Raw genomic sequence first — 23,743 nt, 5'->3', positions numbered from 1 at the left:
GAGACGTCATGTTGGATGCTGCGTTTATCAAGGAATGCGCCGATCCCTCACTCAGGCCCGCTGTCGTCGAGCAGTTCGTGGCGGCCGCCGGCTCGACGGATCCCCTCGCCGTGACGATCAAATCCGAGCGCCGGTTGATCCTCGTTCCGAAGGCGAAGTCGGCCGACGAGGCGATGGCGATCGTGAGGCAATATGTCGGCCAGGCGGTGGTTCGCGTCGGCTTGACGCAATTTCCCGCTGGCCTCGGCATCAAGGATGCAGCCGACTTGCAACCGGACCTCGTGGAGCCTTGCGAAAACCTTCGCAAGGGAACTGCGATGTTTGCCAAGGTTCTGAGGATCGTTGCCAAGTGGTACGGCAATCCTAAGAGCGACGAGGTTTTCCCGCAGATATTCGAGGACGCGGTCTATGCCTGGAAGACGGGCGAATTTGAGGGAGAGAGCGTCTTTCAGGCCGAGGATCCGGGCGGCGTGGCAGCAGAGCAGCCCACTCGTGCCAGCCAGCGAGAAGCGACGATGGCCGATCAACCTGTCGAGCCGGCAGCTTCTCAATCGAACCTGAAGGACGCTGGTATTCGGATCGACCTTTCGCGGATCGATGGGCAGCGTTAGCGCTCGGCGAGGGGACGATTATTCAAGTCGGGCAGAAAATTTGTGTGATCCAAACGCATTAACTTGGTGTCGTCCCTTGATGTCCCTGCGCGACGAACCCCCTATAATTTGAGAGGCGCCATCTACGGAGATTGGCCGAGGCTATGAATCAGCCGTGCTTTAAATTAAAATCGGTCAGACATACGCTTTAAATTAGCCGACCGATCGTCGAAATGGCGCTGGCTGACACGTGTGTTGTGCTAATTGCCGGCCCGCGGCAAGCCGGAAAGACGACTCTCGCACGACAGGTCTCTGGCTCAGATCGTCCATTTATCACCCTCGACGACGTTGGTACGCTGAATGCAGCAAAGACCGACCCGATCGGCTTTATCCGAGGCATCAAACGGGCTGTCGTCGATGAGGTGCAACGGGCGCCCGAACTGATACTGGCTATCAAAGAAAGTGTTGACCGCGATGACGAACCCGGACGGTTCTTGCTTACAGGCTCGCCAACCTTGCCACCGTTCCGGCGATTGCAGACTCGCTCGCCGGCCGTATGGCCGTTGTCCCACCGTTGCCATTTGCCCAATCTGAGATCCGGTCCACCCCGGGTCGTCTGCTGGATCGGCTGTTCGCCGGCGAGGACACGGTGGTTGGTGACGACCTGATGGCGATAGTGCTGCAGGGCGGTTACCCAGAAGCTTTGCGTCGGCTGACGGCCGACCGGCGAACCGCTTGGCTGGAATTTTATGTGAAACTGATCCTCGACCGCGACGTACGTGAGATCGCCAACATCGATCAGTTGGACCGGTTGCCGCGGTTGCCCGAAGTTCTAGCGGAGCATGCTGGACAATTGGTCAATCACAGCAGTTTCGGTGCGGCGCTTGGATTGTCGAGCATCACCGCACAGAAATACGTCGTGATCCTCGAGTGTCTCTTTCTAATCACTTGTCCCATGGTCCAACAACCGCTTGAGCCGGCTCGTCAAGACACCAAAGCTTCATTTTCTGGACACAGGCTTGCTTGCGACTTTGCGAGAAGACGACGCGGATGCGTTACGTGACAACAAGGGTCGATTTGGCGCTCTGCTTGAAAGCTTCGTGGTTTCAGAACTGCTGAAGCTGGCGTCATGGTCAGGCCGGCGTTTTTCCTTCTCCCACTACCGGACGAGAGACCAAGATGAAGTCGATATCATCATTGAGGATCGGCGCGGCCGGGTTGTTGGGATAGAAGTTAAGGCGTCAGCAACGGTGAAATCTGACGATTTTCGCGGGTTGCGCCAGTTACAAGAGGCGGTTGGTGATCGTTTCGTGCGAGGGCTCGTCCTACACGACCACGACCGAGTGACGCCATTTGGAGAAAAGCTCCAGGCAGCACCGCTATCTCTCCTATGGACAATGTGAGCCGCGAGCAAGCGGCGTCTCTCCCCGAGACGCTGCCGCGGGCATTCCTTCCTTCTCAGCAGATGTCTATCGTAAAGTCCCGCGAGATTTTCGTCAGTCAAGATCGCGGGTTCACTTCTCCTCCGGCAACCGTTTCAGCAGATCGGACGCCTCTGTTTCCAAGACCCTCGCCAAGCGATCCACCACGACGATACTGGCCTTGTATACGCCGCGTTCCAGGGAGCTGATATAGGTTCGGTCGATTCCTGCTCGATGCGCGAGTTCTTCTTGCGACAGGCCCTTGGCCAGACGCGCAGCTTTCAGATTTCGTGCGAACACCTCTCGAATCTCCATGATCGAGAGAGCAACCGCTTGTGGAGTATTTCACCACGGAGTATACTCTACAAAGCGGTTCCACATGTGGAATCAAGGCCCTGCGCGGCGCCAAATGGTGCTTATGTTCGGCGGTGAACGACAGAAAAATCAATTTCCCTCGACTGTCAGAAAATTGGTAATCGATCGCAAGCATGCATGATGCCACTAAGCCTCGGTTCCTGGCGACCGCGAAAATGAAGCAGGAGGAAACAAGGATGATTGAGGCTGGCTCATCCGAGGCAGGCGAACAGGCCGCCCGTGAATCTCGCTACCGGTCGATGCAAGAATCGGAGCTGGAAGCATTGGCCGTTTCCGCGATCCTTGAACACCGTCGCCTTCTTGTCGCGGACGAGGCTGTTTACGAAGAATGGACCCGTGCGTCGGCGGACCCGTCGGTCTCCGCCGATGTCCTTGCCAGTCTGCAAGACGAATATCTCGCGCGTCAGAAGAAAGCCGAGGCACAGCAGCGAGAGCTTTCGGAAATCATCGACGTTCTGGGTTATGTTCCCGAGGTTCCGCTCGACGAGGAGACGTGACGGTTACACCAATCCGTGATCCTTCGCGATCGCGACGAGTTGTGGAACAGTCGCGGCCCCGAGCTTGCGACGAGCGTTATCAAGATAATTCTGGACCGTTCTCGCCTTGATCCCCGTCAGCCTCGCGGTTTCTGGAGCGGTTTTGCCTTTCGCGGCCCACATCATGCACATGGCTTCCCGGGGAGCAAGCAATCGCTTTGGTGCAAGAATGGTAGAGGCGGCGATGATTTTCAGGCCGTAGTGGACCGCGAGCACCGCATGAACCGCCTTTCGCGGATCCCGGAGTTTCGAAATGTCGGCCGATTGTGCCGAGGACGCGAAGGTCAGCATCATCGTGGAGCCGAAGCTTCCTTCGACGGGTATCGTCACGCCGCTGCGAATGCCGTGTTTGATTGCCTGGTCTCGAAAGCGCCTGAGTTCAGAGGATCCACGCGCCGGCCAATCATCTGCCCTCCAGCTAAACATGTCCATGCGGCGTTTGGCTTCGATGATGACGGGATCGATTAACGAATACCGGCTTTTGAAATAAACGCCCTGCCATTCCTCCGAATACGAATTGCATGTTCGGATTTGCAGGCCCTCTTTCCGCAGAAACGCGAAGCGCTCGAAGCCACATGAATGGGCAAATGTCTTCAGGGCGCTCTTGATCATGCGTTCGTCGTGGGCGATCTCAGTCATGTCGATGAGAGAGCGAAGATCACTATCCATGAAGTTGTCTCCAGTCCGATTGCGTCAGTCCTCCCTTTTGTCTGTTCGCACGGCGCCGGGTACCGCAACGCCAGATCATCGCGGCGACCACGGCCTCCCGCCGTGCTCGCATCACCCGGTGTTTGTGAACGTTTTATGATAACGTCATTCGCGCTTAACGGGTAGTGATTTTTTCGTTTCAAGTTCGGGGGTGTCCTGAACCAAACTTCGGCCCCCACGGTAGAACACGGAAAGCGGTTCGCTCGTGGCTCGGCTCCTTGCATGGTCCCAAGCAACACGAAGCCCGACGCTTGCGCCACCTGCGGCAGCTGTCCGTCGTCCTTGGAGGGGACTTGGTGAATCCTCATATTGCCCACGCTCCGTTGGGCGGCGATCTTGGCGATCAGGCATTCCGTCGGACTTGGATGAGGCTCATTCAGGGCCCTCGGCACGTCCGATCGCCGGATTCGAGAAGATCTGGATCGTGACAAGGAAGATCATTGGTAAGCGACAAGCCATTGGAAAGCGACGAGCTGAGAAGGGGCTTCGTCAAACGCCGCGCCGCCCGAGCCATGGACCGATGACGGGGTCGGGCGCGGAGGAAACATCTTTCGGTCGAGGCCGGTTGCCGTCGACACTGAAAACACTGAAGCGTGTGCGGCACGGTGACGAGTTGGACTTGGTCCTCGCGGAAATCCGCCAGGCCTATGGCTTCGCGCATGCGACATTCCTTGTCGTCCGTGCCGGGATTTCTCCCCTTTGCTATCCGTACTTTCGCACGACCTATCCGCCCGAATGGACGGACACCTATTTGCGAGAAAACCATTTCGAGATCGATCCTGTCATTGCGATCAGCCGTACCGGCCTTCTTCCGGTCGACTGGCATGCCCTGCGCGTGCCGTCCGAAAAAAGTAAGGCGTTCTTGAGGGACGCGAGAGCGTTTGGCGTCGGCAGACATGGCCTCTCCGTGCCCGTGAGAGGGTCACGCGGAGAGCGTTCCCTCTTTTCGGTAACGTCAAATGCGAGCCGGTCGGACTGGCGGAGACTTCGCGATTCGAGCATCCACGAATTGCAAATCCTGTCCCATTATCTGCATGACAAGGCTTTACCTGTCTCCGGCCTTCGCGCCTTTCGCGAGCACGACATACTATCCCGCCGCGAGCGCGAGTGCCTGCGGCTTGTCGCGCTCGGTGAGCTTCCCAAGCGCATTGCCGCCACGCTGGGGATTTCCGAAGGCACGGTACGACTTTATCTGCGCCTGGCCAGGCGCAAGCTCGGCGCCAGGACGCTCTATCAGGCGGTCGCCAGGGCCAGTTTCCTGGAGATGATCGATGTATGAGCCAAATGCCACTCGGCGCCAATCCGACAGCCTTCGCTTGCTCGTCAATCTAACAAAATCGGCCGATTGCTCCGCCATCCCACCTCGATGACATCTGTGCATCACGGAGCCGCCGTTTCAGCCTGCTGACGACGACCCAGTCCAAAGCCGTGATCGCATCGTGACGCGGCTGCTCCTTTCGACCCGACGGGAAGGATTTGAAACATGGTTGATAGGCAAACGATCGAGGCTTGGCGAAAGGCGCCCCGCCTGAACGCGTTCGCGCCGTTTTTTGAGCGAACCGCTCGAGGTCTTGGCGGAATGCCTGACCTCGCCACTCCCGAACCCGACTTATCGCTCCTGGAATTCGATCTTGACTGCATGGCGTTCTGGGACACGCACCGCCGCCTTTGGGGGAATTTCGACAACCATTATTTCGCGAGCATTCCCTATCGCCTGGAAGAGGAGTGCCGATTGGGCGCCGCGATGCTCGTCCTTGCCCTGCACGCATGGGGACGCAGGCGGCAAGCCGCTGCCGTTTATACGCTCGGGGCCGGAGCTGGCACGCTTTCGAGATCGCTGGCAAGGCTCGGCGACGGGAGGCTGAAAACGCTCTGCTGCAGTCCCACGGACGGAAATCGCATCAGTTTCTTCGCGCGGCGCGGAAGCGAGCATGCCCATTTCCATCACGGTCCGTTCTTCGAGCTCGACGACGAACGATATGCGACCGATGAAAATCTCCAGCCATTCCGGGACGGCTATGATCTACTTTTCGAAGATACGACCTTTCAAATGTACGGTCGTGACCGGAAGGAGCAACTCGCCGTCATCGCGCCTCGGATCAGACCCGGCGGCCTGCTTATACAGGTGCAAAAGATCGCGCATCCGGACGTCGATGCCTATCTGGAACGCGAGCGCCAGAAGGACGAACAATTCAAGTCGCGCTATTTCTCGAAAACCGAGATCGTGGCCAAGAAGCACGAGGTTCTCGACACCATGACGAAGTTCCAGGTGGACCTGGAGACGTCGATCACCGCGCTGGGATCCTATTTCAGCTATTCCGTCGTCACATGGAATAGCGGCAATTTCTACACGATCGTTTCGTCCAATTCGGCCGCGTCACTGCGAGAGTTCGTCACCTCGATGGTGAAGCCGGCGATTCCAGAGGAATTTTGCTATGAGCAGCTGCCTCTTATTTTTGCGCACGAGACAGCGCCGCCGCTCGATGAGCGGTGGGCGTGGCGGACTGCTCGCGCTGCGGTGGATTCTGACAGTGCCATATGAGGGGTCAAGACAAGGAACCGGACACGCATGGATGCGAGCGGCGACGGCCATTTGACCCCGGCGGACCTGAAGAGGACCTTGTCACATGTGATGCCAGGCCTTGACCAGTTCTGGAGCCGCGAGCTTAACGATTACGCAAGAGCTGTTTACGAGGTCGAGCGCCACCGCGCCGGTTGCGCTATCCGCGACGATGCCATGATCCGGCTGAAAGCGTGTGTCGAACGGGCGGCACTGAGGTCAGGTGCCGATCGCGCGCGGGCGCGAGAGGCTGCGGATCAATTGGCCGCGGCTCCTGTCATGCAAACCGGACCACATTGCCATCTGCTGATAGAGCCCGATAGCTTTTACACACATCTGTTCAGCCTGCTTGGTCTTAGCGCCCATCGGCTTCGATGGCATATCTGGTATGGCGCCTCCACCGTCAAATTCATCGAGAAGGCGAAGAAGGGGCCCGGCTGGCTCAATCTTGAGAACGAAACGATCAATGTGTTCGGCCTGCCGCGAAGCCGAATGGACGCCTACAGCCTATGTGGATCGAATGGCGCCTACAATTTCCTGTTGTCGGGAATCGAAAGGAGCGAAGCGGCCAATCCGTCTGCGGCGAGGTTGAAAGCGATCCTGCCGAGCGAAGGCTTCGCATCGGCCGCCGAGGCGATTAAAGCCGGGAATCAGGCACTATGGACGCGGTTTTTTCCGGAGCCGATTCAGTTGCTTCAGATTGACGACATCGATGTCGCGGATCTCGTGGCAGATCACCTTGAAGATACGGGCTCATGGCTTTCGAAGTGTATCGGTGGAGATGGCGCATGGGCTTCCGCCATCCTGGAGGCGATCGATGAACTTGACACCGGGCCATGGACAGGATGGATTCGCAGAACGACAGACCTGTTCTGGGGATTGGCAGAAGGCAAGATCTATCCCTTGCAGTTGAAAAATGGCGATCTGTCGGACATTACGGGATCCCGCTCCGACGTGCCATTCCAGCCCAGCTGTATCGCGGAAGCGCTTCGGGAACGCAGAATCGTGCCCAGCCTGTTTGTCGCGTTTCTGGTGATCTCAATCCTGCCAGGAACACGCGTTCTCGGTGGATGTCGTCAGGTCGTCTACTATCCCCTCATGCGCCATGTTCTTGCGACAGCGCTCGGGAAGACAGGTGAAACTGATCTGTTGAACTCCCTCCGCGCCGACGCCTGTCCAGGAGTATGGGGACATCGCGTGCTGAAACCACATAACGGTTCTCCCTTTGCGGCCTTGGAGAACGAGACCGTGATGGGTCTGCTGGAGATCTATGGTAAACTGTCGCTTACCGACGCATGCGGTGATCTCGCGAGTTTTACCGGCGATCCGATTTGGGCGGAACTGACAGAGCGCGCGAGAAACAGGGGGCTTCATGCTCCGCCGCCGGAGTGGCAGTGGGCACGGTGGTCGTAACAAACCGCCTCGGAGAAACTGAAACATACGGCCCCCTCACCCGTTATAACTGGCCCTACTCTACCGGAGATGGATATGTCGTCGAACGCACGGAGGCTAATGATCAGGCGCCTAACAATCGACGATGTCGAAGTCTTCCGCCGCATTCGCCTGGAGGCACTTTCCTGCGAACCGTCCGCATTTGCGAGCGTGCACGAAGATTGGGTAGATCTTTCGGACGAGGAGTGGCGCAACCGGTTGAACGAGCCGGCTTTCGTCGCTTTCATCAAAGAGGAGCCGGTTGGGATGATGGGCCTCTCACGTCATCGTCCGAGGAAATTGGCGCATCGCGCAACCCTCGTGAGTGTTTATGTGCGAAAGAGTGCGCGCGGATCCGGCGCCGCGGCCGATCTTCTGACCACGGTTTCAGATTATGCAAGAAGTCTTGGAATTCTGCAGTTGGAACTCGCGGTCAACGCCGAGAATACGGTCGCGGCGCGATTCTATCGGCGCCATGGTTTTGTCGAGGTTGGTCGAATTCCCGGCGGAGTGCTCGACGACGGCAGGGCAATCGACGACATCATCATGGTGTGGCGACTGGGCGGATGAGCACCCCTCAGGCCACCCTCGACCAGCTGGCTGGCAGGCCCGCGGCAAATCTTCTCACGTAAGATGGACTTCGAAGCTCACGTGATGGAGCAAATGCTGGTCTAGCCTTAAAGAAACGGGGCAAAGGTCAGGGGCCAATATTTTTCGCGCCGAGCCATTTTTCATCAAATACCTCGCGCGAAATCGGAACGTCGTCGTGGGATGCTAGGCAACCGACCAGTTGAATGCCGCTATTGAAGATCAGAGATCTCCTGCCACCATCAGGTCTCATCGCGGCGATTACGCGCGTCGGGCTTCCCCGTTGAGAGAAGCAGCCTTTTATATACTTGCCAGTAGTGCGAATTTTAATCAGAACTTTCGACTGGCGCGATCTCTCCACCCACTCGCGGCATATAGTCCAGATCCGGCACCTTAAAGGCCGGTGATGCAGGATCCCATTCCAGTCGTCTCGTAGTGCGCGAGAGATCGGGAGCGCTGACCACAAAGCGCTCATCATAGCGAGCATACAGAGTGTCGAAGAAGCCGCTCAATCGAAGCGGGCTATCGGGACCAGGAAAACTATCGAGCAGGCTGTTTCGTCTAGTCCCGTGCATTTCGACCAGACCGAAGCCTATCGCCTCGTAACGGCTTACATCGTCGCGAATGCCGCGCCGGCCGACGAGTTCGCGCAGCGCATTATGAAAGCGGACGATACCGGCAACCGGTTCGCCACCTTCCGTCATAGCGACGTCGTTGGCGGCAAGCGTCTTGGCACCTTCGCTTGCCTGCTCCGCATCTGCGGCGACTTCGGCGGCATCGTCAAGTGCAGTTTCAATCATTCGGTTTGCACGTAGCAGGACGAGGTAGCCTAGAACCAGTGCCGGATACGTGATGTGCAGATTGGTACACTCACCGATCGTCTCTTCCATGCGGTTCGTCAGGTTTCGGAATGCACCGGTCACTCCCTTGCATGAAACGGCCAGAACCGGGCCAATACCCTCGCGCGTCACCACGACGTCGACGTTCTTGGTCTTCAAGCCGCCAAGGACGGTCCGCTCGCCACCTCCTGCCGAAGCCGGTTCGTATTCGAGAAGAGGGGGCTTTCCGGAACGGCGCTTTATACGAAATGGTGGGCGGGGTACGATATCGTCTGGATCAAAGCCGCCTTCGATGACCAATCGACAGGCTACATACCAATGCAGCGGCTTGATGTGGCTGGCGCTCTGGGTCTTGCCAGTGAACTCGGCAAAAGCCGCCAAGGCATCAGACTGATTGGTCCATTGGCAGGTCTTCGCCTCCAGATTACTCGGCATAATGCCTCCAACGATGAAGCGTGTTGATCGCATCTTCCAATGCGTCGTTGTGGGCTTCAGCGGCTCTGGCCTCCGCTGGAAAGAGAATGCGCGAAGCTTCCCGGGGCTCCAGCTTCAACATTCCGCCGCCGAGCGCGTGCCCTTCAAGCTCGCAACTCAGCCGCACGAATGGGGTTGTCCATTGCGGCAGCAACTTGGCTGCAAGCGCACGATCACGGACACGCACCGAGTGAACGCTGTTGGTGCAGGTCACACCGGCGAGGTTTTGCACGAGGTTCGCGGATCGACCCGACATGTAGCTCAGGACGAAGTCCGGTATCTGCACATCCGGCACGGCATACCACGGCGCGCGATTGCGGCACTTGTAGCCGAGGCGGGCTTCACGGCCGGCACTGCTGTTCAGATAGCGCTGCACGCTCGACGGCAGTTCCTGTCCGCGCGTCAGTCGAAGGAGAAGAACCTTATCATCACTTTTGGTCCAAGCTTCGACAGTTGCCTCGGTAATCTGGCTGCTCGGCATCGCCCGGCCGTTGCGCAGGCTGGGATGAAGAAATGCAGCCGGAATTCCCAGTCGCTTGGCCTCCGATGGCCGCAGATGGAAAAAGTCATTGTCTCCGCTCACATACCCGATACCAATGGAGGCTATATCGCCGAACCGTTTGCTTGTCGGATCCTGGATGACCGTCGCATAGATGTCGCGAACATTCTTCGACAAGAGGTACGGTCTCAGGCGACGCGACCAGGTCGTGCGCCATTCATCGACGTCGACGAAGATATCAGGCTTCGGCCTGTGTTTGTCGGGCTTGAATGTCTCGCACACTGTCAGGCCAATGCGGGACGTTGAACCGCCGTGGCCTTCGGCATAAAGCAGCCAGCAATCTTCCGAAAGCGATGGAAATAGCTTTCGCCGGATAGCGATGATGTGAACCTCAGCAAAGGAGCCGACAAGGTATTCCACGAGAGGGGCGGCATATGGCGCATGCCCGATTTCTGCTGGCACCACGAAAGCCATCCGTCCGTCCGGCTTCAGCAGCGAGGCGGTTGCCACCAGGAACGGCGCCCAGGACGATGTCAGGCCGGAGAAGTGCGCGCCATATTGCGAACACAGATCCAGTGCGCGGCGTCGGACGTCGCCCTTGAAACTTTGATAGCGAATAAATGGAGGATTGCCCGCTGCGCATTCGAAGCGCTCGCGCGTTTCGGCAGCCCAAGCGAAGAAATCGCCTTTATGAACCAGCGCCCAGGGTGCGGCCGCAATGGCAGCTTGAGCGGAAAGCGGGTTTTGCTCGATGCCGACGGATTTATGGTGGACGGAAATGAATTGGCCGTCGCCGCATGACGGATCTATCAGCCGGTCGGACGGCCGACGAAGCACCCAACTCACGAGAGCCTGCGCGACATCGCTTGGCGTGAAATACGCGCCAGATTGTTTCTGGCTAAAAATAGCCGACTCACCCTTTATCATCGCCCTACCTTTTCCCACCCCATCCGCTGTTTCAACTGACCACGTCGCCAGCGATGGGCAGAACATACAAAGAACGCTTAAGAGATGCAAACGCTGCTGATGGCGAGCCCGCGAGCTCAACCGATCTTCCTTCCAGACAGATCATTGCTTCAGGCAGAGATATGTGGAGAGGAGGCCCAAGGTTGGGGAAACCGGTATAATCCTTCTGCAGGTTGGCAAGCACATCTGCCGGTGTGTGGTACCCGGTGTTGTATGGTTCGGAGGCAGCCGCGCCGCTTGCTCGTGTGCCGAGCGCCAAAAGTGAGCCGCGGCAATCGTAAGGGCGACGGGCTGCAGCGGTGTGTTCGGCCGATTGTATTTTAGCGGTCTACACCCCCGGCTTCCTGAAGCGAACACCAACTCCACCACCGTTCTCTGGGATAAATTCTATTCCGGCCGCCTGAAATGCGGCGATGATGCTGCCGATATTATTGTTGATAGGCATATGAGCGCCGCGTTCAAAATCAGCGATCGTTTGCCGAGACACGTTCGCTGCTTTTGCAAGCTCCGCTTGGCTCCAGCCCAACATAGCTCGTGCCCCGCGGCATTGCTCAGTTGTAAGAAGAAAATTATTCAAGGCACACTTTCTGATTGACTTCTATCATTTTGTAGGAGAGGTTACGGTCAGCGATCGAACAAGTGCGGCAACACCTGTTCGATCTGACCACAACCTAAGCTGTCAGGAGCTCGGATCATGGCTGATTCCGACAATAGCAGAACTTTGTCTATGGTCACGCAGGGAGACCTCCATTCCTTCGTGTCTGCGTCTTTTCCCACACATCCTGGGCTTGCAGCCCGGCTTATGGGGCCGTTGGATATCCAAAATGACGATCTCGCCTTTGCCATTTGGGAGCAATGGTGCGCGGCACGGCACCGGTTGATCGAATCATGCGTGCGGCAGCAGGGTCTCGAAAAGAGACTATTCGAGATGGTTGGCACGCTATCAGACGCCTCCGAGGCCTGGAAGGCGGCCGACCAGGAGATCGGATATAGCGCGGCGGTTCGGGAAGAGGAACGCGCGGCGGCGATGGAAGACGAAATGGCCGAAAGGCTGTGGGATACGCCCGCGGAATCAATCGTCGGCGCGAGCCTCAAGCTCGATGCCATGCTCGCCAGATGGCAACCATCTGCTTCAAGCGATGAGTATCCCTGGCCACAGCTCCGTTCTGTCATCGCCGACTTGCTGAAGATCGACGCCGAAATGTCGTCCCGCGGTAGCGTTCGTCGTCAGGTCACGGCCGCGATGCAGGGAGCGACTCTCGGTGTCTAGCACCCCGCGTCCGCCGCAGGTCGGGTTCGCCGTTTCGGTTCCTCTCTAGGAATTTATTGGTTTTCGTTCGCCTCCGCTGACGCGGAGACGCCTCTGCCTCGTGTAATCGGAGGATTCCGCTTCGGGGTTGCTCATCGGAGGGCCGGCCGGGCCAGACGGTGCGAGCCGGATCCCTGAGGAAATCATCTCAATAGACATGTGTGGTGGGATCGCTTCCACCGCGGCGGCCTCGGCCGCGCCAAAATTAAAAAAAGGGAACTTCATGATGAAACTCGGAAATCCATTGCGTCGGCTCATCCTGTCCGCGCCGCTGATCCTGTTTACGGCCTGGAGCGTGCTGGCTGCCCCTGCACAGGCGCTGCGGATCGCCACCTCCTACAAACTGATGACGCTCGATCCGCATTACGCGAACCTCAACGAGAACACATCACTACTGTCCCATATCTATGAGCGGCTGGTCTATCAGGATGAGCATCTTGACCTCAGGCCCGAGCTCGCGGTTTCCTGGCGCGCCGTTTCCGACACGCAGTGGGAATTCAAGCTTCGCGACAATGTCCGCTTTCATGATGGCTCGCCCTTCACGGCGGACGATGTCGTCTATACGATCGAGCGAATTCGCGATGTCCTGAAGCCACCGAGCGGGGGCTTTCGGTCCTATCTAACCGGAATCAAGTCAGTTTCGGCAAGAGATCCCCTTACCGTTGTCATCGACACGGACGGCAATCTCCCGAACCTGCCTTTGTCCCTCTCCTCGATCTTCGTGATGCGTCGGCCGGCGCAGGGGTTCCAGACCACCGAGGAACTCAATAGCGGCCGTCCAGTCGGCACGGGACCCTACAAGTTCGAGAGCTGGAGTTCCGGCGAGACGCTGAAGCTTTCCAGGAATGATGGCTACTGGGGTGGAAAGCCCGCCTGGTTCGCGGTGACGTTTCGGGTCATTGAAAGCCCCGCCGCACGCGTGGCGGCGCTGGCCACCGGCGATGTCGACGTGGCGGACGCCATTCCCGCGCGCGATGTGGCCTCCCTAAAAAATCGCGGCGTCCGGATCGCCAGCATTGGCGCCGCGCGCGTTAATTTCCTGCAGTTCGACGTTGGCAGAGATACGCTCCCAGGCGTCACCGGAAAGTCCGGCGAACCCATTCCCAACCCCTTCAAGGACCCATCCGTCCGCCGGGCGCTCGCCATGGCGATCGATCGCGGTATCCTGGTCGAGAAGATCCTCTCGGGCTACGGCACGGCCGCCGCGCAAGTCTTTCCGGCGGGCCTGCCGGGCACATCCGCGACCCTGAAGCCCGAGGCGCCGAATTATGACGACGCGAAAGCGCTTCTAGCGAAGGCAGGCTTTCCGAACGGCTTCAACGTCGTTCTGGCCGGACCCGCCGGCCGCTATCCCGGCGACGCCGAGAGCCTTCAGGCCATCGCCCAGAGCTGGGCTCGCATCGGCGTCAGCGTCCGGCCGGTCGCCTCTCCGTTCTCGGTGTTCAATACCCAGAGGGCGGCGGGCGATTATGCCCTGTGGTATGGCGGCAGCTCGGGCGAGACGGTGGATGTCATCCTCGATGCGCTGCTTGCCTCCCCAAATCCCGGCCGTGGAACCGGAGCCCTGAACTTTGGGCTTTATCGTAACGAGACCTTCGACGCGATGCTCGCCAAGGCGGAAAGCATGCAGGATGGGCCGGAGCGGAACAAGGCACTTGCCGCCGCGACGGAGTTCGTCATGGCCGACCAGCCGATCATTCCGCTCTACCACTTCCATCACATCGTCGGTTACGGGCCGCGTATCGCCTCCTATGTGATGCATCCCCGTGGCTGGACGACCGCGATGCAGGCGCTCGCGGCGACGGAGTAAGCATCATGGCCTTGGTTTCAGTCGCATTCGGCAGGCTTTCTCAAGCCCTCCTTCTCCTCCTCGCCATGTCGCTGATCGGTTTCATCGGGCTTCACAGCGTCGGCAACCCGGTGTTCAGCATCGTCAACATGGAAACCGCCACGCCCGAGGATATCCGGCGCGCGACCATCGCGCTCGGGCTGGATCAACCGATCTGGCGTCAGTATCTCCTGTTTCTGGACAATGTCGTGCATGGAAACTTCGGCACGTCCTACATCTATCACCTGCCGGCCTTCGCGCTGGTCATAGCCAAGCTTCCCGCGACGCTCGAACTCGCCTGCGTGGCGATGCTCATCGCGGCTCCGGTCGGCGTAGGAGTGGGGCTCCTTGCCGGCCGGAAGAAGGGTACGTCGCTCGATAAGGCTATCTTGAGATCAAGCGTGTTCGCGCTCAGCGTTCCATCATTCTGGCTGAGCATGATGCTGATCCTAGTCGGCGCCATCCTGACGGGCTGGTTCCCGTCCGGCGGCCGGGGTTCGACCGTGGTCGTCCTCGGCGAGGACTGGAGCGTGTTCACCGCGAACGGCCTGTGGCATCTCGCCCTCCCCGCCCTGGCGCTCGCCATCCCGAATATCGCGCTGATCGCCAGGCTGTCGCGAGCAGGCACGATCGAAGTCGAAAACCTGGACTTCACCCGGTTCTGTCGCGCCAAGGGCCTTTCCCCGCGACGGGTACTGCTTCGCCACACGCTTCCCAACATCAGCGTGCCGATCGTGACCATCATCGGCCTGCAGTTCGGCGGCATGCTTGCCTTCGCGGTGGTGGTGGAATCCATCTTCGCGTGGCCGGGCGTCGGCAAGCTGCTGATCGATTCCATCCAACTCCTCGACCGGCCGGTCGTGATGGCCACTCTGACCTTCATCGCCGTCGCCTTCGTCGTTCTGAACGCCCTTGTCGACCTGTTCCAGGCCGTGCTCGACCCGCGCGTGCGCTTATCTTCATAAGGTGATCCATCGTGAGAACTGAAATCCTAAACGCGCTGAAGAGGCGTCCGCGCCTCCAATTCCTGACCGCCGCCAATATCGTGCTCGCTGGCTACATCCTCGTCGCGGTCGCCGCGCCGGCGATCGCGCCGCAAAACCCTTATGATCCGCTGCAGATCTACGGCTGGGAGGCATCCTCTCCGCCGGGCACACCGGGCAGTGGCGGCTATCTTTACCTGCTCGGCACGGACGGGCTCGGCAGGGATATCGTCAGCTGCATCCTCTACGGATTGCGCATCAGCCTCGTCGTATCGGTAACCAGCGCCGCTATCGCCGCGTTGATCGGGCTCACCGCTGGCGTTAGTGCTGCCTTTTTCGGCAAGTGGGTTGACATCGCGATCATGCGGCTGGTCGACCTGCAGCTTAGCCTTCCGACGATCCTCATCGCCCTGATCGCCATCGTCACGCTCGGACCTGGAATGGACCGGATCATCCTGGCCCTGATCATCGCGCAGTGGGCGACCTATGCGCGGCTCGCGCGCGGCATCGCCTTGAGCGAGACGGGCAAGCCTTACATGGATGCCGCGCGCTTGCTGCGAATGCCGACGTCGCGGATCATCTTTCGCCACCTGCTGCCGAACAGCATCGCGCCCGCAGTGACCCTGATACCGATCGAGATCGGTCACGCCGTGGCGCTCGAGGCGACCTTGTCCTTTCTGGGCCTTGGGGTGCCGCTCGACAAGCCATCCCTTGGTTCCACCGTCGCGAATGGCTTTCAGTATCTCCTGACCGGCCAATACTGGATCAGCCTTTTCCCCGGCCTCGCCCTATTCGGGCTGATCGCCAGCATCAATCTGGTCGGCGAGGATATTCGCCGCCGTCTTGACCCGAGGAGCCGCGCGGCATGAGCGAAGAAAATATGAAGACTCCCCTGCTTCGGGTGCGCAATCTTGGCCTTCGTTACCGCTCGGCGTCCGGGCCGGTCACAATCCTGACCGATGTGAGTTTCGAACTCGATCGTGGCGAGATCCTCGGCATTATCGGCGAGTCGGGAGCGGGAAAATCCACGCTGGGTAATGCCGTGCTCGGCCTGCTCACACCGGAATTCCAGCATTCGGCCGGAACGATCGAATTCGATGGCAAGTCCATCGGCGCCATGACAATGAGTGAGCGAGATGCCATTCGCGGACGGCGGATATCGGCGATTTTTCAGGATCATACATCCTCGCTCGATCCGCTAATGAGCGTCGGGACGCAGATCCAGGAGACGATCCTGGCGATCGACCCCTCTCTTTTTCGGCGCCAGGCCCGCGCGCGTGCGATCGATCTGCTGGGCCGAGTTGGAATTCCCGACCCGGAGCGGCGATATGGCGATTACCCGCATCAGTTTTCGGGTGGCCAAAGACAGCGGATTGTCATCGCCATCGCGATTGCCGGCTCTCCGGACATCATCATCGCCGACGAGCCGACATCGGCGCTGGATGCCACCGTCCAGAAGCAGATTCTCGGATTGCTTCGAACCCTCGTCGATGAAACCGGCGTCTCGGTCGTCCTCGTCACGCATGACATGGGCGTGGTTTCCGAGATCACCGACCGAGTCCTTGTCATGAGAAAGGGCCAAGTGGTCGAGCAGGATCGTACCACGGCTATCCTGGACGTGCCGCGAAATGACTATACGCGGAACCTGCTCGCGGCCGTCCCGCGACTGCGGATCGCAATGACGGCTGTGAAGACTGATAATGACACGGGTCGGAGTGCTTCCGTCGAGAAGGATAATGGGCGAGACATGTTTCTCGTCGTTGAAGGTCTTTCCAAGACCTTCCCGCCGCCGGGCCTGGCGTGGCGCCTTGGCCGGATCGGCCCGAAGTTCGCGCTGCGTGGCGTCAATATCCGGCTGCGGCGCGGCGCGATCACCGGCATCGTCGGCGAGAGCGGGAGCGGCAAGACGACGCTTGGCCGTATCGTCGCTGGCCTCGACACGGCACAAATAGGCAGGATCATCATCGACGGAAGGGAGTATGACCCTTCGAGGAATGGCCGGCGAGGCGGTCTTCTCGGCCGCGTGCAGATGATCTTTCAGGACCCGGCCATGTCGCTCAATCCCAGGATGACGATCGAGGAGACGCTGCGCGAAAGCATCCGATTTGGCGGAGTTTCGCGTCACGATGGCGGGTCCGACGATCTCGTGAGGATGATGGATCGCCTCGGCCTCGCCCGAAGCCTGCTCGGCCGATATCCGCACCAGCTTTCGGGCGGCCAGAAGCAACGCGCCTGCATAGCGCGAGCCCTGCTGGCTAAGCCGCAAATCATCGTGGCGGACGAACCGACATCGGCTCTCGACGTCTCCGTGCAGGCGGAGATCGTGACGCTGCTGAAGGACACCATCACCGAGCGGGACATCACCATGATCTTTATCTCCCATGATCTGGCCGTCGTGCAGCAGCTCTGCGATTCCCTTTACATCTTCAGGAATGGCCAAGTGGAGGATGGCGGCCCTTGCGATGCCGTCTTCTCGCGTTCCCGCAATCCCTACACGCAAACGCTCATCAGCGCGCGGCCTCACCGCTTCATGGCCTGAGCCTCGATTGTTGCAACGGCTGAGCGCCGGCGCGCGCTTCAATATTGGTTTTTGGAAATTGGCGGCATTCGCCGCGATAAAAGGTGACACATGAACAACAGCTTCACGTTGGCCGTCACAGGCCAATCGCTCATAAAGCACGACATCCACGATATAAGCGCTGCAGCCTTCGGGCAGGTTCGCTCGCTGCTTCATCAGGCCGATCTCTCGTTCACCAATTTCGAGGGGACGATCCTTGGTAATCACGGCGGTTGGCCGCTAAAGGGTTCGTTCTTCGGATGCAGCAAACCAGCCGTCCTGGACGCTCTCCGATCCATGGGGTTCGGCGCGCTTTCGCTCTCGAACAATCATGCCTTCGATCTTGGCCCGCCGGGCGTGTTGTCGACGCTGGAAGAGGTGGAGAAGCGAGGCTTCCTCCATGCCGGTCTTGGTCGCAACGGTCAGGAGGCCTCGCGTGCGGGTGTCGGGACAATCAAGGGCCGGCGTGTCGCGATCATCGCGATGGATGGCGGTCCGGGTCCGGATTTCATGTATGCGGCGGACGCGGACAACGGCCGTCCCGAGCGCCCCGGCGTGAACCGGCTCGGACTGTCACAGGTGATCGAGGTGGACGAAGAGTCGTTCCGACGGATTAGCGTCATCCGGGACAGGGTCGGCTATACGCCGATCGACCTTGCCAATGACAGTCAGCCGGACGACCCACGGCGTCTCTCTCCAGATCGCGAGATCGGTATCGGGCGCGCCGTGTTCGCGCGATCCAACAGGTTCGGCCGCGGCGTGACGATCGAGGAGGGTGACATGGCAAGAAATCTCGCGGCGATCGGCTCCGCCGCGGCCGACGGCTCCTTGGTGGTCGCCTATCTGCACCATCATCACTGGGCTTCGGACTGGTACCAGGTTCCCGAATGGGTCGGCGGCGTCGCCCGGCAGTGCATCGACGCGGGAGCCGCCATGTTCGTCAGCCACGGCGCGCCGGTTCTCCAGCCCCTGGAGATCTATCGGGCCAAGCCGATCTTCTACAGTCTCGGCAATTTCATCTTCCATGTTCGTTCGGAAAAATCGACTTGGACGGCACCCGAGGTCTGGGAGAGCGTGATCGGCTCGTGCTCTTTCGACGGTGACAACAATCTTACCGCGATAACGCTTCATCCCGTCATCATCGGCGGCGACGAGGGACTGAAGGACCGACTGCTGGAGCGCCGGCTGGTGCCACATCTGGCAACCGGGAAAAGCGCCGAGAGAATCTTGCGGCGGTTTTCCCAACAATCGGCCAGCCTTGGCGTCGATATCGTGGTCGAGGGCGACATCGGCGTCGTGCGGCTCGAGTCGAGGACATCAGGGTCGGAGGTCATGCGCGATCGCTTCGCTATCTGACGCCATGCCCAAATCATGCCCAAATGCAGCGATCGGCCGTGCCACGAATGAGAATGCCGAGGATTTCGACGGCACCTCCTTGAGCCAGCCTGGATGGGATGAAAACCATGCAAGTTCGAGACGAACTCGTCAGTCGATTTTTTCGTTATGCCGCGATCGAGAGCCAGAGCGACGGCCGTTCCGAATCGCTGCCATCATCACCCGGACAACTCGAGCTCGCCGTCTTGCTGGCAGAGGAGTTGCGTACGCTCGGGCTCGATGATGTCCAGGTCGACGAGCATGCGATCGTGACGGCGGTGAAGCGCGGGAGCAGACCGAAGGCTCCAAAAGTTGGCTTCATAGCCCATCTTGATACAGTCGACGTCGGTCTCTCGCCGATCGTCCGACCGCGGGTTCTTCGCTTCGAGGGAGCGGATCTTTGCCTCAATCCTCGCGAGGACATTTGGCTGCGCGTCGACGAACATCCGGAAATTCTCCGTTGGGCAGGCGAGGAGATCATCTTCGGCGACGGCACCAGCGTCCTGGGCGCGGATAACAAGGCGGCGATCGCGGTCATCATGACACTCCTTGCCCGGCTCGATGCAAAAGGCGAGCACGGAGACATCTTCGTTGCCTTCGTACCAGACGAGGAAATCGGGCTGCGGGGATCCAAGGCGCTCGATCTCTCCCGCTTCCCTTGCGATTTCGCCTATACGATCGATTGCTGCGAGCTAGGCGAAGTAGTCCTTGAGACCTTCAACGCCGCATCTTGTGAAATCGTCTTCACGGGTGTCAGCGCTCATCCCATGTCGGCGAAGGGCACCCTCGTCAATCCCCTGCTAATGGCCATGGACTTCATCGGCCACTTCGACCGTGGCGATGCACCGGAATGCACTCAGGGCCGGGAGGGTTTTTTCTGGTTCAAGGATCTGATCGCAAATGACAGCCAGGCGACGTTGATCGCCCTGATCCGGGACTTCGATGAGATCGGATTCAATGAACGCAAACGTCGGATCTTGGAGATCGCGGATTTGGTCAACTCGCGATATCCGACTGGCGATGTTCGCTGCCAGCTGACCGATACCTACCAAAATATCGCCAGCAGCCTTTGCGATGATAACCGTGCCGCTGAGCTGCTTTTCGAGGTTCTCGGCAAGCTCGGGATCCAAGCGAAGCTCCTGCCAATGCGCGGCGGCACCGATGGCGCTGTGCTTTCCGCTCGAGGAACACCGACTCCGAACTTCTTCACCGGCGCGCACAACTTTCATTCTCGCTTCGAGTTTCTACCTCTGCCGGCCTTCGAACGATCATTGGATGTTGCCCGCGGGATATGCCTGCTGGCCGCCAGGGAAAATGGATCGGACGGCAGCTGAAGGAATCGGACTCGCGGGACCTCGTTTGGCATCGGCACCTTCTACGGAAAATTCAGCGACGTAGGAACGAGACGGATCCACCGAAATCATTGATGTTCCGCTTGACGCTCCGTCGAAGCTTCTCCTATCCCTGATAGGGGGCCGGGAAGATTATGTCCTGGTCCACCAGGACGTTGAATTTGTAGCCCGGCCGGATTTGGATCGTCGGCTGAACATTGAGGCTCTTCGAGATCGTCTGTTCCGCGACCCGGCCGAAGCTCTCGGCGAAGTTTCGTCGCGCGGCATCCGACGCCGTGTCCTGCGTCGCAAGCGTAGAGCTTTCCGGCATCGACATGTCGATCCCAGTCCCGATAATCGCCACCAGCGCCGCTGAACCGAATGTCCTCCACAGATGGCGGTCTACCTTGTCCCGGAAGCCCCCATATCCCTCGGCGTCGGTGCCGGCCATGCCGCCGATCCGCAAGGTAGACCCGTTTGGGAATATAAGATCCGTCCAGACGACTAGTACCCGCTCCTGGCCGAAGGAAACTTTCGAGTCATATCGACCGAACAGCTTGGCGCCTTGCGGGATGAGGAGGCGATAGCCCGTCGCGCTGTCATAGACGTTCTGGCTGACCTGCGCGGTCACGCGCCCAGGCAGGTCGGAGTTGAGGCCGGTGATCAAGGTTGCCGGAATGACCGAGCCGCGCTTCAGTTCATAAGGCGACATCCGCTGCACGACCTGGTTCGGCAGGTAGCCGAGATCCTTGATATCTTGGTTGAAGAAATCCTCCTTCGACGCCTGGCCGTTCTGGTCGACGTTTTGGCCGATAAGCCCGGATTTCATGGCGGTGGCGTAGAGGTCCGAAGCATTGTTCGCGGCGGCATTCGGCGCCTGGCGACCAGGCTCATTGGTGGAACTCGCCGCCTTCTCGACATCCGAGATGTCGACTTTAAGCGGTGAATCGAGCGCCGTGGCGCGGGCCTGAAGGCGCGCCATCCGTTGGCGCTGTGCTTCACGGATATATTGCTCGTCCTGCTCCCGCTTCAACCGCGCCTTCCACTCCTCTTCCGACTCCAGCCTTTGTCGACGATCTTGCCGCTCCGGTGGCTGACGTTCGACGAGTGGTTCGTGCTTCTCCGTTTTTTCCGCGATAACGGGAGTTGGTTGAAACGCCTCCTGCTTTTCCGGCTCACCGATAATGCCATCGGTTACACCTCTCTTGAGCTGGTCGCCGAAATTGGTCGCGGGGCTGTTAGACGCCTCCACGATGTCGCCACGTTGGAAGGAAAGACCGCGCAGCGACAGACCGATGACGACGATTCCCACGAACAGCGTGATGACGATGATGGCGACGATGATCGGCAGGCGGTTGAGCCGGCGCATGCCGGTCTGATCGTCGGCTTGGCGTGACGTGCCAAGCTGGAGCGATTGGCCCATTTCGATCTCCCTCAGTTGCGCCGCATGATCGAAAGTGGACTGGCCGGCGCGGCGCCGGATCCCGCGGGCGTATAAGCACGGCCAAGAGCGATCGAAGGCGTCGACAGGCGTGCCAAAACCTGTCCGTCGAACCGCTCGATTGCATAGGCAAGCTCAACCGGCTTGACGTCCTTCGCAACCTTGCCGTCCGTGACGACCGTGTAGCCCCACCCCTTCAGGGCCGCCTCGAGGGCGGTCGCGAACTCCGAGGTGTCGTTCTCCATCTTGATCGTCGCCACACCGGCCGGACCGATCTGCTCGGCAAGCCGGCTTGCCATGTCACCGGCAATGGCGCTTGCGGCGGGTCCGGTGACGGCGACGGGAGTTGAGCTCGTGGTCAGCGCGTCATCCGCCGTTTGGCAACCGGAAAGTAGCACGACCACGAGCAGGAATCCGAAAAGCTTGCCCATCGATCATCCTCCCCGCCGGATAGTGATCTTCTGCTGTCGCCAACCGACGCCGGAAACGAGGATCGCCTTGTCGATGGCATAGTCGACGGTCATCATGTCATTCTTCATCCGATAGTTCACGATGCGATTTTGGCCGCCGGAAACGACGAACAGTACCGGTGCGTCCTGACCCGAGATCGACTTCGGGAACTGGATGTAGGTCTTCACACCGTCCGAATAGACCCGCTTTGGCCTCCAGGGCGCGCTGCCGCTCACGGAATAGGAGAAGTTCAGCTTATCCGGCGTCGTGCCCGGAATGCCGCCTGTTTCGAGACGGGCATTGATATCCGCGAGCTTGGTCGAAACATCTTCCGGATATTCGAAGCCGACACGCGCCATGTATTGGCTGGGGTGAGACTTGAGCTGAATATGGTAGGTGCGTCGCGATGTCGTGACCACCATCGAGGTCACAAGACCAGATTCGGAAGGCTTGACGATCAGGTGGATCGCCTGGCCTCCGGTGGCCCCCGATGTCGCGGGTTCCACCTTCCAGCGCACCGTGTCGCCCACCAGCACGTCACGGACGATCTCACCACCCTGCAGCTCGATATCGCAGACCTGCAGCGGCGAACAGACGACCGAGGGCTGGGTCTCGCCAAACAGGAAGATGACCTTGCCATCCGGTCCTGTCGTGACCAGGCCAGGTGCCCCACGCCACTTCCGGGAAATAGTCGTTCCCCTCACTTCATTCGTGGTCATGCTTTGCGCCTGCGCGCACGCCACAAAGGCGAGCCCGGCCATGCAGCCGGCGGCCGCGATCAATCCTCTTTTTCGCATTGAGATATCCCTATCCTTAAAGCTGAGCCGTCCAGTCGAAATCCCGGACATAGAGGCCGATGGGATTGAGGCGGATCGTCGCCTCATCCTGCGGCGCGGTAAGCGCGACCGTGGCGATGCCACGAAAGCGACGGGTCCCGGTTTCCTTGCCCTTCCGGTCCCGCTCGTATTCCGTCCAGTCGATCTGATAGGTCTGCTTCGAAAGCGCCACGATGTTGTTGACCTCGATCGCGACCGTCGAGGATCTCGCCCTCTCGAAGGGTGAATTGCCGCGGAACCAAGTGTTGATCTTCTCGGTCGACGGATCGGAGGTGCGCAGCAGGGCGTAGGTGCGGTCGATATATTGCTTCTGTACCACGGCGTCGGGCGTGATAGAACGGAAGCTCGTGACGAAGTTGCCGAGCGTCGAGCGTACCACCCGCGCATCGGCATACTCGATTTGTTCGGGGAAGCCGGCTGTTACCGCGGTTCCAAGCTTGTCGACCTCGACGATATAGGGGACAAGCTTCACTTGGGTACTCAGATACATCGCGTAGCCGAACCCGATCACGGCCATTGCCAGGCCAAGGATGCCGACGATCCGCCAAGCGGCGGCGGCTTTCACATAGGAGCCATAGCGTTCGTTCCATTCAAGACGTGCGGCGAGATACGGATTATCAGGTGCGCGGTTCGCTGCCATTTGTTCT

The 23,743-nt window shown here is 59.4% G+C and carries 22 protein-coding genes and 1 pseudogene; 14 read left to right on the top strand and 9 right to left on the bottom strand.

Annotation, left to right across the window (positions count from 1 at the left end):
- The first annotated feature begins 8 nt into the window (after positions 1–8).
- Entirely contained in the window at positions 9–611 is a 603-nt protein-coding gene (locus FBZ97_RS28295) for a TraH family protein (RefSeq protein ID WP_145323661.1), read from the top strand.
- A gap of 212 nt (positions 612–823) precedes the next feature.
- A pseudogene (locus FBZ97_RS28290) lies at positions 824–1,993 on the top strand (ATP-binding protein).
- Between the two features lie 111 nt (positions 1,994–2,104).
- On the opposite strand, the gene FBZ97_RS28285 reads toward FBZ97_RS28290, so the two are convergent.
- On the bottom strand, positions 2,105–2,326 hold the full coding sequence (locus FBZ97_RS28285) for a helix-turn-helix transcriptional regulator (protein ID WP_069610815.1): 222 nt from the start codon (positions 2,324–2,326) through the stop codon (positions 2,105–2,107).
- Positions 2,327–2,562: 236 nt separating this feature from the next.
- On the opposite strand from FBZ97_RS28285, the gene FBZ97_RS28280 reads away from it, so the two are divergent.
- The gene (locus FBZ97_RS28280; protein WP_145323663.1) at positions 2,563–2,883 is read left to right on the top strand and encodes a transcriptional repressor TraM; all 321 of its coding nucleotides are present in this window, start codon (positions 2,563–2,565) and stop codon (positions 2,881–2,883) included.
- Positions 2,884–2,886: 3 nt separating this feature from the next.
- On the opposite strand, the gene FBZ97_RS28275 is transcribed toward FBZ97_RS28280, so the two are convergent.
- Positions 2,887–3,591, bottom strand: a complete 705-nt coding sequence (locus FBZ97_RS28275) for an autoinducer binding domain-containing protein (protein WP_113354743.1) — start codon at positions 3,589–3,591, stop codon at positions 2,887–2,889.
- A gap of 658 nt (positions 3,592–4,249) precedes the next feature.
- Here FBZ97_RS28275 and FBZ97_RS28270 point away from each other — a divergent pair.
- The 4 genes from FBZ97_RS28270 to FBZ97_RS28255 all read left to right on the top strand — a co-directional run bounded on the left by FBZ97_RS28270 (position 4,250) and on the right by FBZ97_RS28255 (position 8,191).
- Entirely contained in the window at positions 4,250–4,909 is a 660-nt protein-coding gene (locus FBZ97_RS28270; protein WP_246661884.1) for a LuxR family transcriptional regulator, read from the top strand.
- 204 nt (positions 4,910–5,113) lie between these two features.
- Positions 5,114–6,172, top strand: a complete 1,059-nt coding sequence (locus tag FBZ97_RS28265; RefSeq protein ID WP_246661883.1) for a class I SAM-dependent methyltransferase — start codon at positions 5,114–5,116, stop codon at positions 6,170–6,172.
- Between the two features lie 27 nt (positions 6,173–6,199).
- Positions 6,200–7,603, top strand: a complete 1,404-nt coding sequence (locus FBZ97_RS28260; protein WP_145323667.1) for a hypothetical protein — start codon at positions 6,200–6,202, stop codon at positions 7,601–7,603.
- A gap of 99 nt (positions 7,604–7,702) precedes the next feature.
- Entirely contained in the window at positions 7,703–8,191 is a 489-nt protein-coding gene (locus FBZ97_RS28255; protein WP_145323669.1) for a GNAT family N-acetyltransferase, read from the top strand.
- Between the two features lie 344 nt (positions 8,192–8,535).
- Here FBZ97_RS28255 and FBZ97_RS28250 read toward each other — a convergent pair whose 3' ends face one another.
- The 3 genes from FBZ97_RS28250 to FBZ97_RS28235 all read right to left on the bottom strand — a co-directional run bounded on the left by FBZ97_RS28250 (position 8,536) and on the right by FBZ97_RS28235 (position 11,516).
- On the bottom strand, positions 8,536–9,483 hold the full coding sequence (locus tag FBZ97_RS28250) for a hypothetical protein (protein ID WP_145323671.1): 948 nt from the start codon (positions 9,481–9,483) through the stop codon (positions 8,536–8,538).
- Positions 9,473–10,948: an N-6 DNA methylase gene (locus FBZ97_RS28245; protein ID WP_145323673.1), complete on the bottom strand. Its 1,476-nt coding sequence runs from the start codon at positions 10,946–10,948 to the stop codon at positions 9,473–9,475. The genes FBZ97_RS28250 and FBZ97_RS28245 overlap by 11 nt, the downstream gene beginning before the upstream one ends.
- Before the next feature lie 367 nt (positions 10,949–11,315).
- On the bottom strand, positions 11,316–11,516 hold the full coding sequence (locus FBZ97_RS28235) for a helix-turn-helix transcriptional regulator (RefSeq protein WP_145651048.1): 201 nt from the start codon (positions 11,514–11,516) through the stop codon (positions 11,316–11,318).
- 165 nt (positions 11,517–11,681) lie between these two features.
- Here FBZ97_RS28235 and FBZ97_RS28230 point away from each other — a divergent pair, with 165 nt between their 5' ends.
- The 7 genes from FBZ97_RS28230 to pepT all read left to right on the top strand — a co-directional run bounded on the left by FBZ97_RS28230 (position 11,682) and on the right by pepT (position 20,372).
- A complete protein-coding gene (locus FBZ97_RS28230) occupies positions 11,682–12,257 on the top strand; it encodes a hypothetical protein (RefSeq protein WP_113389884.1) in 576 nt (191 codons plus the stop codon).
- 265 nt (positions 12,258–12,522) lie between these two features.
- The gene (locus tag FBZ97_RS28225) at positions 12,523–14,106 is read left to right on the top strand and encodes an ABC transporter substrate-binding protein (RefSeq protein ID WP_145323725.1); all 1,584 of its coding nucleotides are present in this window, start codon (positions 12,523–12,525) and stop codon (positions 14,104–14,106) included.
- A gap of 5 nt (positions 14,107–14,111) precedes the next feature.
- On the top strand, positions 14,112–15,089 hold the full coding sequence (locus FBZ97_RS28220) for an ABC transporter permease (protein WP_145323677.1): 978 nt from the start codon (positions 14,112–14,114) through the stop codon (positions 15,087–15,089).
- A gap of 11 nt (positions 15,090–15,100) precedes the next feature.
- Complete coding sequence (locus FBZ97_RS28215; RefSeq protein WP_145323679.1) at positions 15,101–15,976, top strand: ABC transporter permease; 876 nt, start codon at positions 15,101–15,103, stop codon at positions 15,974–15,976.
- Positions 15,973–17,646, top strand: coding sequence for an ABC transporter ATP-binding protein (locus tag FBZ97_RS28210; RefSeq protein ID WP_145323681.1), 1,674 nt, complete (start codon positions 15,973–15,975; stop codon positions 17,644–17,646). The genes FBZ97_RS28215 and FBZ97_RS28210 overlap by 4 nt, the downstream gene beginning before the upstream one ends.
- 90 nt (positions 17,647–17,736) lie before the next feature.
- Positions 17,737–19,020 carry a CapA family protein gene (locus FBZ97_RS28205; protein WP_145323683.1) on the top strand — a complete coding sequence of 428 codons (1,284 nt, stop codon included), beginning with the start codon at positions 17,737–17,739 and terminating at the stop codon, positions 19,018–19,020.
- A 107-nt stretch (positions 19,021–19,127) separates the two neighbouring features.
- Complete coding sequence (gene pepT / locus FBZ97_RS28200) at positions 19,128–20,372, top strand: peptidase T (RefSeq protein WP_145323685.1); 1,245 nt, start codon at positions 19,128–19,130, stop codon at positions 20,370–20,372.
- A gap of 124 nt (positions 20,373–20,496) precedes the next feature.
- Here the strand turns inward: pepT and trbI are convergent, their stop codons facing one another.
- The 4 genes from trbI to FBZ97_RS28180 are packed head-to-tail and all read right to left on the bottom strand — an operon-like array spanning position 20,497 to position 23,736.
- Positions 20,497–21,792: an IncP-type conjugal transfer protein TrbI gene (gene trbI / locus FBZ97_RS28195; RefSeq protein WP_145323687.1), complete on the bottom strand. Its 1,296-nt coding sequence runs from the start codon at positions 21,790–21,792 to the stop codon at positions 20,497–20,499.
- Positions 21,793–21,803: 11 nt separating this feature from the next.
- A complete protein-coding gene (trbH, locus tag FBZ97_RS28190; protein ID WP_145323689.1) occupies positions 21,804–22,241 on the bottom strand; it encodes a conjugal transfer protein TrbH in 438 nt (145 codons plus the stop codon).
- Between the two features lie 3 nt (positions 22,242–22,244).
- Complete coding sequence (trbG, locus tag FBZ97_RS28185) at positions 22,245–23,057, bottom strand: P-type conjugative transfer protein TrbG (protein ID WP_113354757.1); 813 nt, start codon at positions 23,055–23,057, stop codon at positions 22,245–22,247.
- 16 nt (positions 23,058–23,073) lie between these two features.
- The gene (locus tag FBZ97_RS28180; protein ID WP_069610834.1) at positions 23,074–23,736 is read right to left on the bottom strand and encodes a conjugal transfer protein TrbF; all 663 of its coding nucleotides are present in this window, start codon (positions 23,734–23,736) and stop codon (positions 23,074–23,076) included.
- Positions 23,737–23,743: the final 7 nt, after the last annotated feature.

This window comes from Rhizobium sp. ERR 942 (assembly GCF_007828395.1).
In the GTDB taxonomy this organism is placed as follows: Bacteria; Pseudomonadota; Alphaproteobacteria; order Rhizobiales; family Rhizobiaceae; genus Rhizobium; species Rhizobium dioscoreae.
This window is presented reverse-complemented; position numbering and strand designations above follow the sequence as displayed.

Coding starts and splice junctions, on each gene's coding strand:
- FBZ97_RS28295 (WP_145323661.1), top strand. CDS start 9: ATGTTGGATGCTGCGTTTATCAAGGAATGCGCCGATCCCTCACTCAGG.
- FBZ97_RS28285 (WP_069610815.1), bottom strand. CDS start 2,326: ATGGAGATTCGAGAGGTGTTCGCACGAAATCTGAAAGCTGCGCGTCTG.
- FBZ97_RS28280 (WP_145323663.1), top strand. CDS start 2,563: ATGATTGAGGCTGGCTCATCCGAGGCAGGCGAACAGGCCGCCCGTGAA.
- FBZ97_RS28275 (WP_113354743.1), bottom strand. CDS start 3,591: ATGGATAGTGATCTTCGCTCTCTCATCGACATGACTGAGATCGCCCAC.
- FBZ97_RS28265 (WP_246661883.1), top strand. CDS start 5,114: ATGGTTGATAGGCAAACGATCGAGGCTTGGCGAAAGGCGCCCCGCCTG.
- FBZ97_RS28260 (WP_145323667.1), top strand. CDS start 6,200: ATGGATGCGAGCGGCGACGGCCATTTGACCCCGGCGGACCTGAAGAGG.
- FBZ97_RS28255 (WP_145323669.1), top strand. CDS start 7,703: ATGATCAGGCGCCTAACAATCGACGATGTCGAAGTCTTCCGCCGCATT.
- FBZ97_RS28250 (WP_145323671.1), bottom strand. CDS start 9,483: ATGCCGAGTAATCTGGAGGCGAAGACCTGCCAATGGACCAATCAGTCT.
- FBZ97_RS28245 (WP_145323673.1), bottom strand. CDS start 10,948: ATGATAAAGGGTGAGTCGGCTATTTTTAGCCAGAAACAATCTGGCGCG.
- FBZ97_RS28235 (WP_145651048.1), bottom strand. CDS start 11,516: ATGTTGGGCTGGAGCCAAGCGGAGCTTGCAAAAGCAGCGAACGTGTCT.
- FBZ97_RS28230 (WP_113389884.1), top strand. CDS start 11,682: ATGGCTGATTCCGACAATAGCAGAACTTTGTCTATGGTCACGCAGGGA.
- FBZ97_RS28225 (WP_145323725.1), top strand. CDS start 12,523: ATGAAACTCGGAAATCCATTGCGTCGGCTCATCCTGTCCGCGCCGCTG.
- FBZ97_RS28220 (WP_145323677.1), top strand. CDS start 14,112: ATGGCCTTGGTTTCAGTCGCATTCGGCAGGCTTTCTCAAGCCCTCCTT.
- FBZ97_RS28210 (WP_145323681.1), top strand. CDS start 15,973: ATGAGCGAAGAAAATATGAAGACTCCCCTGCTTCGGGTGCGCAATCTT.
- FBZ97_RS28205 (WP_145323683.1), top strand. CDS start 17,737: ATGAACAACAGCTTCACGTTGGCCGTCACAGGCCAATCGCTCATAAAG.
- pepT (WP_145323685.1), top strand. CDS start 19,128: ATGCAAGTTCGAGACGAACTCGTCAGTCGATTTTTTCGTTATGCCGCG.
- trbI (WP_145323687.1), bottom strand. CDS start 21,792: ATGGGCCAATCGCTCCAGCTTGGCACGTCACGCCAAGCCGACGATCAG.
- trbH (WP_145323689.1), bottom strand. CDS start 22,241: ATGGGCAAGCTTTTCGGATTCCTGCTCGTGGTCGTGCTACTTTCCGGT.
- trbG (WP_113354757.1), bottom strand. CDS start 23,057: ATGCGAAAAAGAGGATTGATCGCGGCCGCCGGCTGCATGGCCGGGCTC.
- FBZ97_RS28180 (WP_069610834.1), bottom strand. CDS start 23,736: ATGGCAGCGAACCGCGCACCTGATAATCCGTATCTCGCCGCACGTCTT.